This is a genomic window from Lysinibacillus sp. FSL M8-0337, from assembly GCF_038593855.1.
In the GTDB taxonomy this organism is placed as follows: domain Bacteria; phylum Bacillota; class Bacilli; order Bacillales_A; family Planococcaceae; genus Lysinibacillus; species Lysinibacillus sphaericus_D.
Genome location: NZ_CP151996.1, coordinates 4,239,865 through 4,255,255, shown reverse-complemented (window position 1 = coordinate 4,255,255; position 15,391 = coordinate 4,239,865). Strand labels below are relative to the sequence as shown.

The 15,391-nt window shown below is 38.1% G+C and carries 15 protein-coding genes and 2 other annotated features; of the genes, 11 read left to right on the top strand and 4 right to left on the bottom strand.

The features are described 5' to 3' along the window. Nucleotides 1–1,194 (top strand): GTP-binding protein, encoded by a 1,194-nt coding sequence (locus tag MKY08_RS20680; protein WP_069508093.1) that lies wholly within the window; start codon nt 1–3, stop codon nt 1,192–1,194. Nucleotides 1,195–1,459: 265 nt separating this feature from the next. Here MKY08_RS20680 and MKY08_RS20675 read toward each other — a convergent pair whose 3' ends face one another. Continuing rightward, on the bottom strand, nt 1,460–2,002 hold the full coding sequence (locus MKY08_RS20675; RefSeq protein WP_069508091.1) for an isoprenylcysteine carboxylmethyltransferase family protein: 543 nt from the start codon (nt 2,000–2,002) through the stop codon (nt 1,460–1,462). A 1-nt stretch (nt 2,003) separates the two neighbouring features. Further along, the gene (locus MKY08_RS20670) at nt 2,004–3,086 is read right to left on the bottom strand and encodes a 3-oxoacyl-[acyl-carrier-protein] synthase III C-terminal domain-containing protein (protein WP_069508089.1); all 1,083 of its coding nucleotides are present in this window, start codon (nt 3,084–3,086) and stop codon (nt 2,004–2,006) included. A gap of 383 nt (nt 3,087–3,469) precedes the next feature. Here MKY08_RS20670 and rsgA point away from each other — a divergent pair, with 383 nt between their 5' ends. The 4 genes from rsgA to metG all read left to right on the top strand — a co-directional run bounded on the left by rsgA (nt 3,470) and on the right by metG (nt 7,854). Continuing rightward, on the top strand, nt 3,470–4,540 hold the full coding sequence (rsgA, locus tag MKY08_RS20665) for a ribosome small subunit-dependent GTPase A (protein WP_069508087.1): 1,071 nt from the start codon (nt 3,470–3,472) through the stop codon (nt 4,538–4,540). Nucleotides 4,541–4,610: 70 nt separating this feature from the next. Continuing rightward, complete coding sequence (gene fosB, locus MKY08_RS20660) at nt 4,611–5,036, top strand: metallothiol transferase FosB (RefSeq protein ID WP_069508085.1); 426 nt, start codon at nt 4,611–4,613, stop codon at nt 5,034–5,036. 15 nt (nt 5,037–5,051) lie between these two features. Continuing rightward, entirely contained in the window at nt 5,052–5,705 is a 654-nt protein-coding gene (locus MKY08_RS20655; protein WP_069508083.1) for an HAD hydrolase-like protein, read from the top strand. A gap of 94 nt (nt 5,706–5,799) precedes the next feature. After that, nucleotides 5,800–6,060 (top strand) — a binding site (T-box leader). A gap of 159 nt (nt 6,061–6,219) precedes the next feature. Beyond that, nucleotides 6,220–7,854, top strand: coding sequence for a methionine--tRNA ligase (gene metG / locus MKY08_RS20650; protein WP_069508081.1), 1,635 nt, complete (start codon nt 6,220–6,222; stop codon nt 7,852–7,854). Between the two features lie 191 nt (nt 7,855–8,045). On the opposite strand, the gene MKY08_RS20645 is transcribed toward metG, so the two are convergent. Further along, nucleotides 8,046–9,617, bottom strand: a complete 1,572-nt coding sequence (locus MKY08_RS20645; protein ID WP_069508079.1) for a 2-isopropylmalate synthase — start codon at nt 9,615–9,617, stop codon at nt 8,046–8,048. A 64-nt stretch (nt 9,618–9,681) separates the two neighbouring features. After that, nucleotides 9,682–9,964, bottom strand: a binding site (T-box leader). 199 nt (nt 9,965–10,163) lie between these two features. Between MKY08_RS20645 and MKY08_RS20640 the strand changes: the two genes are divergently transcribed. Next, nucleotides 10,164–10,919 (top strand): HAD-IIB family hydrolase, encoded by a 756-nt coding sequence (locus MKY08_RS20640; RefSeq protein WP_069508077.1) that lies wholly within the window; start codon nt 10,164–10,166, stop codon nt 10,917–10,919. An 85-nt stretch (nt 10,920–11,004) separates the two neighbouring features. Here MKY08_RS20640 and MKY08_RS20635 read toward each other — a convergent pair whose 3' ends face one another. Then, nucleotides 11,005–12,699, bottom strand: coding sequence for a methyl-accepting chemotaxis protein (locus MKY08_RS20635; RefSeq protein ID WP_069508075.1), 1,695 nt, complete (start codon nt 12,697–12,699; stop codon nt 11,005–11,007). A 319-nt stretch (nt 12,700–13,018) separates the two neighbouring features. Between MKY08_RS20635 and MKY08_RS20630 the strand changes: the two genes are divergently transcribed. The 5 genes from MKY08_RS20630 to MKY08_RS20610 all read left to right on the top strand — a co-directional run bounded on the left by MKY08_RS20630 (nt 13,019) and on the right by MKY08_RS20610 (nt 15,390). Further along, a complete protein-coding gene (locus tag MKY08_RS20630) occupies nt 13,019–13,513 on the top strand; it encodes a DUF1648 domain-containing protein (RefSeq protein ID WP_069508072.1) in 495 nt (164 codons plus the stop codon). A 102-nt stretch (nt 13,514–13,615) separates the two neighbouring features. Continuing rightward, on the top strand, nt 13,616–14,020 hold the full coding sequence (locus MKY08_RS20625) for a GNAT family N-acetyltransferase (protein ID WP_069508070.1): 405 nt from the start codon (nt 13,616–13,618) through the stop codon (nt 14,018–14,020). Nucleotides 14,021–14,212: 192 nt separating this feature from the next. Then, entirely contained in the window at nt 14,213–14,422 is a 210-nt protein-coding gene (locus tag MKY08_RS20620) for a YdeI/OmpD-associated family protein (RefSeq protein WP_069508068.1), read from the top strand. Between the two features lie 159 nt (nt 14,423–14,581). Continuing rightward, entirely contained in the window at nt 14,582–15,016 is a 435-nt protein-coding gene (locus tag MKY08_RS20615; protein WP_069508066.1) for a DUF1801 domain-containing protein, read from the top strand. Continuing rightward, nucleotides 15,013–15,390: a VOC family protein gene (locus MKY08_RS20610; RefSeq protein WP_069508064.1), complete on the top strand. Its 378-nt coding sequence runs from the start codon at nt 15,013–15,015 to the stop codon at nt 15,388–15,390. Before MKY08_RS20615 ends, MKY08_RS20610 begins: the two co-directional genes overlap by 4 nt. Nucleotide 15,391: the final 1 nt, after the last annotated feature.

Genomic DNA, 15,391 nt, shown 5'->3' with positions numbered 1-15,391 from the left:
ATGACAAATAAAATTCCAGTGACTGTATTAAGTGGTTATTTAGGTTCGGGTAAAACGACGATAATGAATCATGTGTTACAAAATGAAAAAAACATGCGTGTAGCTGTTATTGTCAACGATATGAGTGAAATTAATATTGATGCAGAGTTGATTGCAAATGGGAGCGGTATTTCTCGAACAGAGGAAAAATTCGTAGAGCTTTCGAATGGCTGTATTTGTTGCACACTACGTGAGGATTTACTACAAGAAGTAGAGCGTCTCGCAAAGCTAGGGACTATTGATTATATTTTAATTGAGTCGACAGGTATTAGTGAACCAATACCAGTTGCACAAACCTTTAGTTATTTAGACGAGGAGCTTGGCATTGATTTAACGAAGTTCTGCAAACTCGATACAATGGTAACTGTAGTCGATGCTAATCGTTTTTGGCATGATTTTCAGTCAGGTGAAAGTCTATTGGAGCGTAAGGAAGCAGTTGGTGAATTAGATGAACGCGATGTAGCAGATTTATTAATTGACCAGATTGAATTTTGTGATGTTTTAGTGCTGAACAAGTGTGATCTCGTAACAGAAGAGGAGCTTGAAAGACTAGAACGTATTTTGCGAGCACTACAACCTGAGGCAAAGCTTATTCGTACTATTAATGGGGTAATAGAGCCAATTGAAATTTTAAATACAGGAAGATTCGATTTTGAGAGAGTATCAGAATCGGCAGGTTGGTTAAAAGAGTTAGAACTCGGTCATGAAAATCATACACCAGAGACAGAAGAGTACGGTATTACTTCATTCACTTATAAGCGTAAAATCCCTTTCCATCCAATGCGCTTTGTAGAGTGGTGTGATAACATGCCAGCATCAATTGTCCGTGCCAAGGGTATTATTTGGAGTGCGAGGCATCAAGATGTGGCATTATTGCTGTCACAAGCAGGTTCGTCTGCGAAAATTGAACCTGTTTCTTATTGGGTAGCAGCTTTACCTACAGCACAGCAACAGGATGTCTTTTTACAAAGCCCAGAGGTATTGGACGATTGGGATGAAGAGTTCGGTGACCGTATGACACAGTTAGTCATTATAGGGATAGACTTAGATCAAGAAGAAATTACAAAAGAGCTCGATGCATGCCTTTTGACAACGAATGAGTTTGCCGAGCCTTGGGAACAGCTAGAGGACCCTTTTAATTGGGAGTGGAGTTAAAGAGGCTAAATAGTGGGTTGCCTGTTCAGCTTACTTTTAATGATAGGAGTTAACGAACTATAACGTTTAATCAAAGTGAAGGGGTTGTTCGACTCCTGCGGAAAAGCATGAGGCTTAAGCCACGCCCGCAAAAAAGCGAGCAACCCGTAACGCAATTAATGAGATTCGGCGCTTGCCTTTGAAAAGCGCAGTGTTCGGGCTCGCTGGATTTAGTAATAATGCATGGAATATAGATTACTGTAGGAGACAAGCTGGATCTACCACATTACTTTTGTGGTAGATCCTTTTTAAATACATGATTATAGTTCGTCGCATCTCGCAATGCTTTTTCCTCTATTGGAATTCGTACAGACAGCATTGTAATGTTTAAGAGCGTAAAACAAAATGCTGTAAAATAAGCTTGAAACATAATAGGCAGCAGCAGAATTTCTAAACTAACAACGGCATAATTAGGGTGACGCATAAATGTATAGGGTCCCTTCCTGACAACTTCTGCACCTGGTAAAATCAAAATTTTCGTATTCCAAAAAGGCCCTAATGATCGGATACACCAAATACGTAAAGCTTGCACTAAGAGAAATAATAAGAAAAATAACGGAAATAAGGGCGATGGACCAATATTATTTGTAACAACTTCAATAATCAAAAATAGAAAAAAGCATACATGCATGGCAACCATATAGGAATAATGTGATTCACCTACTTCATAGGCACCTTTTGCAAGCATCCATTTTTCATGGCGTTTGGCTATGAAAACCTCTGTTAATCTTTGTAGAATTACAAGAATTAAAATAAAGTAAAATAGCATACTACTCCCTCCATTTAAGTAATACAACTTCCGCACAGAAGCCAGGACCAAGGGCGACAAGCAACCCAATATCATCTACATGTCCTTCGTTTAACATAAATTGTTCGAGTACATATAATACGGTAGGCGAGGACATATTACCGTGCTTGCGTAATATTTCCCGAGAAATGTCGGTTTTTTGTTCAGAAAGATATAGCGCATCCTCATAGGCTTTTAACACCTTTTTACCCCCAGGATGTGCAATAAAATGATCGAGCTGTTCGCTGAAAAGATGTTGTTCAACTAAAAATTGTTCAATGAAAGGGCCTAGCCAATTCGTAATAATCGCTGGAATACTTTTCTGGAAAACGACATGAAGCCCGTTATTTTTTATATTCCAGCCCATCACATTTTCCGAATCGGGCATCCACTTCGAGTCAGTTGTAACAATCGAAGGAACTGCTTTCTTCGTCTGTATTGTTGCATCGTCTCCGCAAACGAGTATGCAAGCTGCACCATCTGCGAATAAGGATGCACCGATTAAATTACTTTTTGAAAAATCGTTTTGTTGAAAGGTTAAGCTACAAAGTTCAACACATACAACAAGCACCTTTGCTTGAGGATGTGCTTTGCAATAATCATAGGCACGACTTATGCCAGCTGCTCCACCAGCACAACCTAACCCCCATAGAGGAATACGCTTTAACTGATCCGAAAAAGGTAGTTGATTCATAATTCTGGCATCGATGCTTGGTGTAGAGATGCCCGTACTACTTACGAAAATAATGGCATCTATTTCGTTAGGAGAAATCGGTGCTTCTAAAAATGATTCATTTTGTAAACAAGCTTGAATGACCTCAACACTATATTGCGTTGCTAACGCTATATACAGATTGTTTCGCTCTTCAAAAGTATGCTCATTGCGGTGCCATTCGGCTGGTACACAGAAATGGCGAGTATGGATGCCACCACTATCGAATACTTTTAAATAACGCTCTAATTTGGGGATTTTTTCGTAAAATAGTTCCTTTGTTAACGCCTCTGCATTCGCTTGTTGCAATGTGTAAGGTGGTTGATATGTACTGATCGAAATAATTTTTGACAATTCAACATCTCCTTCGTAAATTGGGGTCTTGTACATTATATGCAGATAGGAAGGGCATACATGCTTCGATAGAACGATTTGACAATTTTGAAAAAATTAGATATATTGGAAACATCTAAATTGGAAGTAGGTGATGTGACATGATGAATAGAGCCGTTTTTAACGAACTGCATTTCGGTTTGTTCAATTTCACACGCCTAAAATATACAATTTGACCTTGCTTTGTAGCGTGAAATACTACTATGTGGCAATGGCTATATTTGTATATTCCCTTAAACGTGCCTGTGAAACTTTGTAACTGCCGAAATGCAGTTGCAAAGTTTTTTTATGTTTGTAACGCATTAAGAGGCGTAATGGATAGACACATTTAGGAGGACTAACAATTGAATTTAACAACTTTAGGTTTTTCAACATATTTTCAAGAGCAATTCACTGCTTTTAAAGAGGAAACAAAGTTAGCAAATTGCGTACCTGCAAGGGTTGCTTTGGAGCATAAACATTCATACCGTGTATTAGCTGAAGAAGGAGAATGGTTAGCGACCATCGCTGGGCATTTTGCGTATACATCACTCGCTAGAGAAGACTATCCAGCAGTTGGGGATTGGGTACTAGTGGAGAAGATGGCAGGAGAAGAAAAGGCGATTATTCATAAATTATTTAATCGCAAGTCCGTTTTTTCTCGCAAGGTGGCAGGATTAGAAATAAAAGAACAAATAGTCGCGTCAAATGTTGATATCGTTCTTCTTGTCATGAGCTTAAATGCCGATTTTAATATTCGCCGTTTAGAGCGCTATTTAGTAGCCGCTTGGGATTCAGGGGCTAAGCCGGTAGTTGTCCTAACAAAGGCCGATTTATGTGAGGATATACCGAGCATGGTACGTGAGGTTGAGCATGTCGCATTTGGAGTAGATATTTTTGTAACTAGTGCACGTTCAGGTGAAGGGATAGAAGCTATTCAGATGCTCTTTACGGAAGGGGTGACGGGTGCACTGCTCGGTTCATCGGGTGCGGGGAAATCTACTTTAATGAATGCTTTAAATGGAGAAGAGCTGATGAAAGTTTCAGCTATACGAGAAGATGATGCTAAAGGTCGCCATACAACAACACATCGGGAATTAATTGTACTGCCGAGTGGCGGTTGCTTAATTGATACGCCAGGGATGCGTGAATTGCAATTATGGGATCAAAGTGAAAGTCTCTCTTCTAGTTTCCGTGATATTGAAGAATTTGCGACTACATGTCGTTACAGGGATTGTACCCACCATAAAGAGCCGCATTGCGCTGTACAGCAAGCCATTTTAGATGGAACGCTTGAACCATCACGCTTACAAAGCTATTTTAAATTGCAAAAAGAACTTGCTTTTATAGAGCGGAAAACGAATGTGCAAGCAAAACTGAATGAGCAACGCAAATGGAAGCAAATTGCGAAAGGGTTAAAGAAGGGAAAGAAATAGTCGAGAAACGTTAAGGAGCAACTTCGCAATGACTGCGGAGTTGCTATCTAATTGTTCGAGGAGATGTAGTATGACTATACAAACTATTAATCATTTTTTATTTTCTGTTTCAAATTTAGCGCAATCTATAGCGTTTTACCAAAATGTTTTTGATGCCAAGCTTTTAGTGAAAGGGAGAAGCACTGCCTATTTTGATGTAAATGGGCTTTGGTTTGCGTTAAATGAGGAAGCGGATATTCCACGTAACGACATTCACCAATCCTATACACATATTGCTTTCTCTATTGATGCAAAAGATTTCGATACTATCTATGAAAAGCTTGTACATTATAAAGTCAATATTTTAGAGGGTAGGCTAAGAGATGAGCTAGATAAACAATCTATCTATTTCACCGATCCTGATGGTCATAAATTTGAATTCCATACAGGTACTTTGCAGGATCGCTTAGCTTACTATAAAAAAGAAAAACCGCATATGGAGTTTTTTAATGATTAAAAAAGGAGTGGTAATATGAAAAAAGCAATTATTTTTGATATGGATGGCACATTATTTCAAACAAATCTTATTTTGGAGCCGGCTCTTTCTGCGACATTCGATGTGCTACGTACAAAGGGATTATGGCAGGGGGAAACACCCATTGCTCAATATCGTGAAATTATGGGGGTTACATTGCCTGTTGTATGGGAAACATTATGCCCTATGCACACATTAGAGGTGCGTGAAGCTAGTAATGTTTTATTTCATGAAAAGCTTATCGAGCTAATACGAAACGGCAAAGGCGCATTGTATCCAAATGCAGAACAAACACTCGCTACTTTAGCAAACGACTATCATTTATACATAGCGAGCAACGGACAAAAAGAGTACTTGCAAGCAATCGTTGAAACATATAAGCTGAACCGTTTTATAGAAGGAACATACAGTATTCAGTCTATTCCAAGTGGTCATAAATCTGATTTAGTAAGAAGTGTAATCGAAGAAAATTCCATTCAAGCTGGCGCTGTTGTCGGGGATCGTTCATCAGATATCCAAGCAGCACGAGATAATCAGCTATTTTCAATCGCTGTACGCTTTGATTTTGCTCAAGAATCCGAATTACAAAAGGCGCATATTGTGATAGATAATCTACAGGAAATACCATCTGCACTTGCGACGATTTTATAAAAATGTATTATTGTTCTTCAACCATCTATAGCAAGCTCGTGAATGTTTACGTTGCATTTCATAAGGGGAAAGAGTAAAATAGTGCCAAACTATAATAAAAGCGTTGAGAAGGAAAAGTAAATTGGACAAGCATTTAATAGAGAGCCTCTGTTGGTGGAAATGAGGTAAATGAACCCTTTTGAAAATGACCTTTGAGCTTCGTACCGAAAGCTTTTTGCGAGTAGATTACGACGAGGTGGGCACTCGTTACAACAGCGGCAGTATCTCTTATTTAAATGCAAGACGTACTGATTAAGGCAAATAGTGTGAGCTATTTGTAAATATAGGTGGTAACACGGGTATACTCGTCCTAATCAGTCATGATTAGGGCGTTTTTTTTATCTTCAAAAAGCGTTAGCTATTAAAATTTAGGAGAAAAATTCTAATAAGCGCTGAATGAAGATAAGGTTGCAGATAGTTGTAACATGTTATCCGCATAACAAGAAATTTGGAAGATTGAGGGGAGTAACTTAAGATGACAATTGTAATTGGAGGAGCGTGGCCGTATGCGAATGGTTCATTGCATTTAGGGCATATCGCTGCATTATTACCAGGTGATATTTTGGCTAGATATTACCGACAAAAAGGTGAGCAAGTATTGTATGTTTCAGGAAGTGATTGTAATGGTACGCCAATTTCGATTCGAGCTGCACAGGAAAATACGACGACAGAAGCAATCGCAAACCAATACCATAATGAATTCACACAATGTTTCCATGACTTAGGATTTACGTATGATTTGTATACAAGAACGGATGCAAAGCACCATCATGATTCGGTACAGTCTATTTTTTTACAACTGCTAGCAAATAATTATTTATACAAAAAGAAGATTGAGCAGGCATATTGTGAAACGGACAAACAGTTTTTACCTGATCGCTTTGTGGAAGGTATTTGTCCAAATTGTGGGGCAAAGGCACGTGGAGATCAATGTGATAATTGTTCACAAATTTTAGATCCACTCGAATTAATTGATAAGCGTTGCAAAATTTGTGGCAATGAGCCTGTTATCCGAGAAACAGAACATTTTTACTTTACTTTTAGTCAATTTCAAGGAAGACTTGAAACGTTTTTAGCTGAAGCAAAAGCAGATAAACGCTGGCGAGACAATGCACTAGGCTTAACTGAACGTTACTTAGCGGAAGGCGTACCAGATCGTGCTGTTACCCGTGATTTACCGAACGGAGTTGACGTACCTGTTCCGGGCTTTGAAGGGAAGAAAATTTATGTATGGATTGAAGCGGTGGCAGGCTATTTAACAGCTAGTATGGAATGGGCAAAACAACATAATATCGCCATTGAAGATTTGTGGAATGAAGAAACCATTGCTTACTATGTGCACGGCAAAGATAATATTCCATTCCATACAGTTATTTGGCCAGCGATTTTGATGGGTATTGGGGCAAAAGCATTGCCAACACATATTGTCTCAAATGAATATTTAACATTAGAGAAACGAAAATTATCAACGAGTCAAAATTGGGCGGTGTGGGTGCCATATATTTTAAGTCGCTATGATGCAGATTCGATACGATATTTTTTAACAATGAATGCGCCGGAAAACCGAGATACTGATTTTTCTTGGCGAGAATTTATTTATAGTCATAATGGAGAATTGCTAGGAGCTTACGGTAACTTTGTCAATCGCACGTTGAAGTTTATCGAGAAGTCATTTGATGGTCAAGTGCCTCAGGTGGATGTCGATGGGACTGTAAGGAAACAAACGATTCAACTGTTTAGTGATGTCGGTGTGGCGATTGAAGCGGGACATTTTAAACAAGCGTTAGAGGAGATTTTTGCATATATTCGCGCAGCCAACCGCTATTTTGACGAACAGCAACCATGGTTACAAGTAAAGGACAAGTTGGAAGATTGCCATCAAACGCTCGCAACATGCGTTTATATGATTGCAAATTTAGGTCAAGTACTACAGCCATTTTTACCGTTCTCTACAGAGAAAATTCGGAACATGTTAGGCATAACCGAATTGCTGTGGCATGAGCAAGTAGAGCTACCTAAAAGCATTACCGAAGTAACACCGTTATTTGAACGGCTTGATGTAGGGCTAATTGAAGAAGAATACCAAAAGTTAGTTAATGACAGTCAATAAAATTGTTTGAGTGACTGGCACTGTGCTTTCCGTGGGCACATGATAAGCCGCCATATCCTCGCTAATGCGCGGTTATGGCGGCTTATGTTCTGTGCGGATTCCGCTGAAGTCTCCATGGATATTCCCTTAAAACACATGTGAGTGTATGAGAATTGTATGCGAATTGTATGAGTGCCTGTCACCTAAAAAATTTAGTTTGTAACGGGTGTTAAGTTCGCTACAACAATGCTGTTGATAGCATTGATATAAGCCATTGCACTAGCTTTTAAAATATCTGTATCTGCCGCTTTTGCAATATATTTCGCGCCTTCGTGCTCAATTGTAATTTTTACTTTACCAAGCGCTTCTTTACCACGAGATACGCTGTTAATATTATATTCCACAAGTTTTACATCTATTTGTACAATATCTGCAATGGCAGAATACAAGGCGTCAATCGGTCCTGAACCGACTGCACTAGCTTTTAATACTTCGCCACCTTTGCGTATTTTTACACTAGCAGAAGGGAAGCTTGCATTGCTGACGACTTGTAAATCGACAATGTCAAAAAATTGCTCACTATAATGAGTTGCATTGGCGTGATTGGCATCATGCTTTTCATAATAACTTTCTACAATGACATATAAGTCGTGGTCGTAAACTTCTTTTTTGGCATCAGCTAATTTTAAGAAGCCGTCAAAGATACCTTCAAATTCTTCATTCGATAGATTTGAAAAGCCCAACTTCTCCAGTGCATTTTTTACTGCATGGCGCCCTGAACGAGCCGTTAAAACAAGTTCCATATCATCCAGACCTACATCTTCAGGATGGACAATTTCATAGGCATCGCGAGATTTAAGCAGACCATCTTGATGAATACCTGAAGAGTGGGCAAATGCATTGTCTCCAGTAATGGCTTTGTTCACTTGTACATCTAAGCCCATAAAGCTAGAAACAAGGCGTGATGTGTTCATAATTTCCTTTGTGTTAATGCGTGTATTTGCATTGTAGATGGAGCTGCGTGTTTTCAATGCCATAACCACTTCTTCGAGTGCGGCATTTCCGGCACGTTCCCCGATACCATTGATTGTACATTCGACTTTGTCTGCCCCGTTTTTAATCGCAGCAAGTGTGTTAGCTGTTGCCATTCCAAGGTCATTGTGACAGTGTACACTTAGTAAAACACTGTCATTTAGATTTTTCATGCGGTCATTCAGCTTATAAATCATAGCGCCAAATTCCTCAGGTTCAGCGAATCCAACAGTGTCCGGCACGTTAATCATCGTTGCGCCAGCCTTCATCACTGCCTCAATCGTTTTCCATAGATATTCAAAATCTGAACGAGAAGCATCCTCTGTTGAATACTGCACTTGCGGTAAAAGTGTTTTTGCATATTTCACAGCATCTACGCCAATTTGTAATATTTGATCTTTCGATTTACTGAATTTCTTTTCAACATGGATATCAGAAGTGCCAAGTACCATATGAATCATTGGATTTTCAGCATATTTTACAGCGTTGTATACCGAATCAATATCAGCCTGTACTGCTCGTGCTAAAGCTGTAATCATAATGTCATTCGTATTGCCGACCTTTTGTGCGACAGCTTTTACAGCGTCAAAGTCGCCTTGTGATGAAGCAGGGAAACCAGCTTCGATAATATCGACGCCTAATTTTTTGAGTTGCTGTGCAATCTCTACTTTTTCGTATAAGTTTAGTTTTGCCCCTGGCACTTGCTCGCCATCACGTAAAGTTGTATCAAACACCCAAATTTTTCTTCCCATTTTCAAACACTCCTTTTGTTGTAATTAATAAAAAAAATAAAAAAAACCCGCCTCTATATCAAAATATAGAGACGAGTTATTGCTCGCGGTACCACTCTAATTGACCTTTTCTTTCAAGAAAAAGTCCCCTTATCGACAGCTATCACTGTCTATCCCAATAACGGTGGAAACCGACATCCCTTACGTTGAAACCGGCATTTAACTTACTAAGCATCGTATGCCTTATTCGATGAGGTTCAGGGAGTAGCTCATGGATGAGTTCAAAATGTGTGTCTACCGATTTTCACCAACCACCGGCTCTCTACAAGTACACGAGCATTTCTACTACTTCCAATCTTTGCTTACAATGTGTTGTTGAGAGTTATAATACGTGGATATTTTCAGTATGTCAACAATATTCTAAAAATTATTTGTTTTCTGTTTTAAAGATGAAATGTACTAATAGGTTTTGAATCAGCGGATCTTCACACGCTATTTTTAACAAATAAAGGTATATTTTATGAGATAATATGGGGGATTTTATATACATCGAAAGTAGGTAAAACAATGAAATTTGTATTTGATTTAGATGGCACGATTTGTTTTAAAGGTCAGCCTTTGAGTGCTGGTATTATAGCTGCATTAGAGAGTTGTTTACAGAATGGACATGAAGTAATTTTTGCCTCTGCTCGTCCGATTCGAGATTTGTTACCAATATTGCCCGAGTCGATGCATCAATTTTCGATGGTTGGAGGTAATGGAGCATTTGTTGCAGTCGATGGGGCTATAAAAGAGATAGTAGCATTCGAGGGACATATTGTTGAAGACATTAAGCATATTATAACGGCTTATCAATTAGCTTACTTAGTGGACGGTGATTGGGATTATGCCTTTACAGGTAGTGAGACACATCCAATCTATCAAAATTTAGATCCACTTAAGCTGGCAAAACAAGTGACATTACAGGAGCTAAAGGACATCGTAAAAATTGTATTGTTCCCTGGTGCATATCACTTAGAAATAGTAGCGCAGCTACAAAAGCTACCGATTTCGATATATGAACATGCATCGGAAAACATAATAGATATAAGCCCAAGCGGAATTAATAAGTGGACAGGCTTGGAGAAATTAGGCGTAGAACAAAATCAATTTATCGCCTTTGGCAATGACGCAAATGATGCCTCCATGTTTGTAAAAGCATTAGACAGTGTTTGTGTTGGAGCGCATGAGGTAGGCCAGCTTGCAACATTACAAGTGCCAAGTGAAGAAACAGCAGTAATTGAAATGATCCAAAGGTTAAATTGTTTGAGTGCCAGTCACTGAATAGGACACAAAAAAGCCGCAACAAACGGCGCGACAGCGACAGTTGCGGCTTATTGTGTGGGTGCCAGTCACCCACACAATTTGGCTATTGAACTTTAAATTTGGAAACTTGTGATTGTAATTCTTCCGCCATTGTCGATAAAGTAGCGGCAGAAGCTGCAACCTCTTCGATTGTCGCGAGTTGTTCTTCTGAAGCAGACGCAACATTTTGTAGGTTCGAAGATGACGTTTGGGCAATTGTCGCAATGTCATCAAAGGATGCGTAAATTTGTTCAGCGCTTGAGGACATTTCCTCTGAAACAGTTGTTGCTTCTTGTATTTGTTTGGAAACTTGCTCAATAAGGTCAACGATTTTTGAAAAGCCTTCCTCTGCCACTTTAACAACCTTCATACCAACTTGAACTTCTTGTGTACCAGTATCCATAACAGTGACAGCACGATTTGTTTCCTGTTGAATTTCAGAAATTAAACCGGCAATTTGTTCAGCAGAGTTCTTAGATTGCTCAGCTAATTTTTTCACTTCATCGGCAACGACTGCAAAGCCGCGACCGTGATCGCCAGCTCGAGCTGCCTCGATAGCAGCATTTAACGCTAGTAAATTAGTTTGTTCAGCGATATCAGTAATAATGCTAATGATATTGCCAATCTCCACAGAATGATTTCCTAGTTTTTTGACAACAGTTGCAGACTCCAAGACAGCAGTATTAATTGTATCCATTTGTGAAATAACACGTTGAAGCGAATCATTCCCTTTGTTTGCTTCAGTATTGGTTTCAATAGCCAATTCAGAAACAGCAGCAGTTGTTGATGCTAGTTGTTGAATGCCATTCGTCATGTTTTTCATAGCTTGCGAGCTTTCAGTTGCATTTTTTCCTTGGGCTTCAGAGCCACTTGCCACTTCTTGCATAGCAGAAGTAATTTGTTCAGTCGCTTGAATAGTTTGATCTGCGCTAGCAGTTAACTCTGCTGCTGAGGCACTTACTTGCACCGTATTTTGACTGACATTGGTAATCAAGTTTTTTAAATTTTGGGCCATTTGATTAAAGGCTAATGCTAAATCACCAACTTCATCGCGATTTCTAATACGAATTTGCTCAGCCGTTAAATCACCTTCAGCAATTTTTTGTGCTGCTTTTGCCATACCTTTAATAGGGCGAGAAATAATTGTTCCCATAATCATTGCAATTATCAGACTAATGAGCACGGCAAATATACCAAGCAAAATCATTTGCATCTTAATGGCATCAATCTCTTTTGAAGTAGCAGCTATTTTTGCTTCTACGGCTTCACTTTGATAATTGGCAAGGTTTTCAACACGCTCATCGAATTGTTTTAAAATAAGACGTCCTTGTGTGCTATCTAATTTTTCATATTGTTCTGTTTCACCAGCATCTTTTAATGAAAACATTCGATCGGCGAATTGCTGAACATTTTGCTCACTTTTATTGACGGCTTCTAACAGTTCAATTGATTTTTTTGACTCTAATGTAGCCATTAAACTTTCTGATTTTGTTTTGAATTCTTCACGAGCGGATTTATTACCTTCGCGATTTTGTTTATCGCCAAGTAAAAGATAGCCACGCATACTCACTATTTCTTGTTTTGCAATGACTCTTAGTTCTTGTATACTAATAGACTTTTTTGTTTGTTCTTCGAGTAAATCTTGATAAGTGCCATTTACTGAATTAAGTTGTTTAAAATTTAAGGCAATCGTGCCTATTAAAACTAATATAACTATAAAAAAACCGAGAATTAATTTTTTATAAATCGTAAATCGCATGTTTGAAAAGTCCTTTCCTAGTAATTTTAGTAGAAATGTTACAAAAAGGTGAAATATGTATATATACCATTTATATCAGATTATTTGGATTTTAAAAAGCAATATGAGTTTATTCATAGTGAAAAATATGAAATAAAGAGGGAATTAAGTTATAGATTATACTACTTAAAGCGGAGTTTTATGTATTATTTTGTGTGAGTAGTGAATGAAAATACAGCAAATGGTATTAAGCGATAGTGTTTTTCATATAAATATATTGAAACTAAAAAGTTGAAACAATCGTATACATACCATAAACGTTAACCAAGGATGTGGGACAATGTATCGACCAATTTTAAAATTACCAAAAACCAAGTATGAAAAATCTTTGGACGTTATAGGTTGCGGGTTATTTACTGTATCCATCCTATTTATTATTTTTCAATGGGGTAATTTACCAGAAGAAATCCCAGCACATTTTAATGCTAAGGGCGAGGTTGACCGATGGGGTTCGAAAATAGAACTATTTATTTTACCAGGTATCGGAATTTTTATGTGGATATTTTTAGGGCTCCTTGAGAAAGCGCCACATATGCATAATTATCCAACGCGATTAGATGAGCACAACGTTGAGGCATTTTATTTAAATAGTCGTAAATTATGTAATGAAGTAAAAAACTTTTGCTTAATTTTATTTGCAATCATCTCTTGTGAAATAGTACTTGTTGCATTAGGTAAAATCGAAGGACTAGGTTGGTGGTTCTTGCCATTTGTGCTAATTGGTACAGGTATCCCGATTATTAAAGGTATAATTGCTTCTTCGAAGATTAAATAACTAGTGCACGTTTTCATTATACATATTGGAGGTAATAGCTTGTTACTGTTCTATTGATTTTTTGCAGCTAACTAATAGTCCAAAATATTAGGAGTTGAGAAAATGATTTATCAGAATTCACTTGAAGGTATTTCTTCAAATATGTTAAATGGTTTTTTTGTAGGCTGGCCGAGTCCACCTAATCCACAAACCCATTTACGATTGTTGGAGAATAGCAGCAAAATAGTTTTGGCGATTGATGAGCGCACAAATGAAGTGATAGGGTTTATTACAGCGATAAGTGATGGTGTCTTATCTGCCTATGTTCCATTATTGGAAGTATTACCACAATACAAAAATAAAGGTATAGGCAAGGAATTAGTAAGTCGAATGCTAAAAGAACTGGATGAGATTTATATGATTGATTTATGCTGTGATGATGACCTTGTACCTTACTATGAAAAATTCGGAATGATGAAAACGAACGGTATGGTTTATAGGAATTATGCAATGCAAGCAGGAAGATAAGAAAAAGAAAGAACAAAGCGCTTGGTGAATTGATCCAAGCGTTTTTTTGTACATATTTTGGACAATAGGAGTTAATTTTAATATTTTGTGATAAATTTAGGGTACATAATAGAAGGATGCTGACATTTTGCATAAGACGGAAGAGCAAAGAAAAAGACAGTAAGGATCCAATGTGTAAGAGACTATGAACGTATGGTCCCTTTGTTGCGCGCTATACTGATAGAAAATCCAAATGATGTAGCTTTTTATGACGCGCTAACGCCAGGATATCAAAAAGATTGGGCACGATACATTTATAGTGCGAAAAAGCAAGAGACACGGCTAGCTCGTTTAGCGGATTGCGTGAAATCACAAGGGCTGGTTTTAAGACGAAGGAACACTACCGAAAAGGCCAATGGTTGAGCAGAAGGTTTTCGGGGTAAAAGCTACATACCGTGAAACTTTTGTCGATTGTTGTAGCAATGACACTGTCACTATTGCCAACTAATAAGCTTCATACTACTATTAAGGAATATTTTTAATTCGTTCTAGAATCAAAATATTAAAAAGTGGGGGAATTTCATGCATGCATATATCGAACAAGTAGATGAAAAATGGCGAGATAGTTTTGCAAAGCTTGCGGACATAGTAGCAACGAATATTCCTGATGGCTTTGAACAAACAATGACTTACGACATGATTAGTTATGTAGTGCCGTTATCGTCATATCCTAAAGGTTATCATGTAACACCTAATACACCACTACCATTTATTAGCTTAGCAGCGCAAAAGCGACATATAGCAGTTTATCATATGGGTATTTATGCAGATAACGCTTTATTATCTTGGTTTCAAGAGGAGTATGCTAAGCGTGTACCAACTAAGCTAAATATGGGGAAAAGCTGTATTCGTTTTACGAGTACAAAAAATATTCCATATGATTTGATTGGAGAACTTGTTTCCAAAATGACCCCTGCACAATGGGTTACTAGATACGAGGGAGAGTTGAATAAATGAAAAGTGCTACTACATTTTTAATGTTCCAAGGACAGGCGCATGAGGCTATTTTGCAATATAAGCAATGGTTCCCAGAGTTAACAATTGAAAACTTAACGTATGTGGAGGACACACAACAGATTGCAATGGCTGAAATCGATTTAAAAGGTCTGAAAATTATGATGAATGACAGTTCAATTAAGCATGCCTTTTCCTTTACTCCATCAATATCCATCTTTTTGGCGTGTGAGACGATAGAAGAAATCGAGAGTTTAGTTGCACAAATAGTGGATGGTGGACAAGCGTTAATGCCGTTAAATAACTATGGGTTCTCTAAGCAGTTTGCTTGGATTCAGGATCGTTTCGGTGTATCGTGGCAACTTACGTATAATTAAA

Excerpts from the sequence above, each read along its gene's own strand:
- MKY08_RS20680 (WP_069508093.1), top strand. The coding sequence starts at position 1 with ATGACAAATAAAATTCCAGTGACTGTATTAAGTGGTTATTTAGGTTCG.
- MKY08_RS20675 (WP_069508091.1), bottom strand. The coding sequence starts at position 2,002 with ATGCTATTTTACTTTATTTTAATTCTTGTAATTCTACAAAGATTAACA.
- fosB (WP_069508085.1), top strand. The coding sequence starts at position 4,611 with ATGACTATACAAACTATTAATCATTTTTTATTTTCTGTTTCAAATTTA.
- MKY08_RS20655 (WP_069508083.1), top strand. The coding sequence starts at position 5,052 with ATGAAAAAAGCAATTATTTTTGATATGGATGGCACATTATTTCAAACA.
- metG (WP_069508081.1), top strand. The coding sequence starts at position 6,220 with ATGACAATTGTAATTGGAGGAGCGTGGCCGTATGCGAATGGTTCATTG.
- MKY08_RS20645 (WP_069508079.1), bottom strand. The coding sequence starts at position 9,617 with ATGGGAAGAAAAATTTGGGTGTTTGATACAACTTTACGTGATGGCGAG.
- MKY08_RS20640 (WP_069508077.1), top strand. The coding sequence starts at position 10,164 with ATGAAATTTGTATTTGATTTAGATGGCACGATTTGTTTTAAAGGTCAG.
- MKY08_RS20635 (WP_069508075.1), bottom strand. The coding sequence starts at position 12,699 with ATGCGATTTACGATTTATAAAAAATTAATTCTCGGTTTTTTTATAGTT.
- MKY08_RS20630 (WP_069508072.1), top strand. The coding sequence starts at position 13,019 with ATGTATCGACCAATTTTAAAATTACCAAAAACCAAGTATGAAAAATCT.
- MKY08_RS20625 (WP_069508070.1), top strand. The coding sequence starts at position 13,616 with ATGATTTATCAGAATTCACTTGAAGGTATTTCTTCAAATATGTTAAAT.
- MKY08_RS20620 (WP_069508068.1), top strand. The coding sequence starts at position 14,213 with ATGGTCCCTTTGTTGCGCGCTATACTGATAGAAAATCCAAATGATGTA.
- MKY08_RS20615 (WP_069508066.1), top strand. The coding sequence starts at position 14,582 with ATGCATGCATATATCGAACAAGTAGATGAAAAATGGCGAGATAGTTTT.
- MKY08_RS20610 (WP_069508064.1), top strand. The coding sequence starts at position 15,013 with ATGAAAAGTGCTACTACATTTTTAATGTTCCAAGGACAGGCGCATGAG.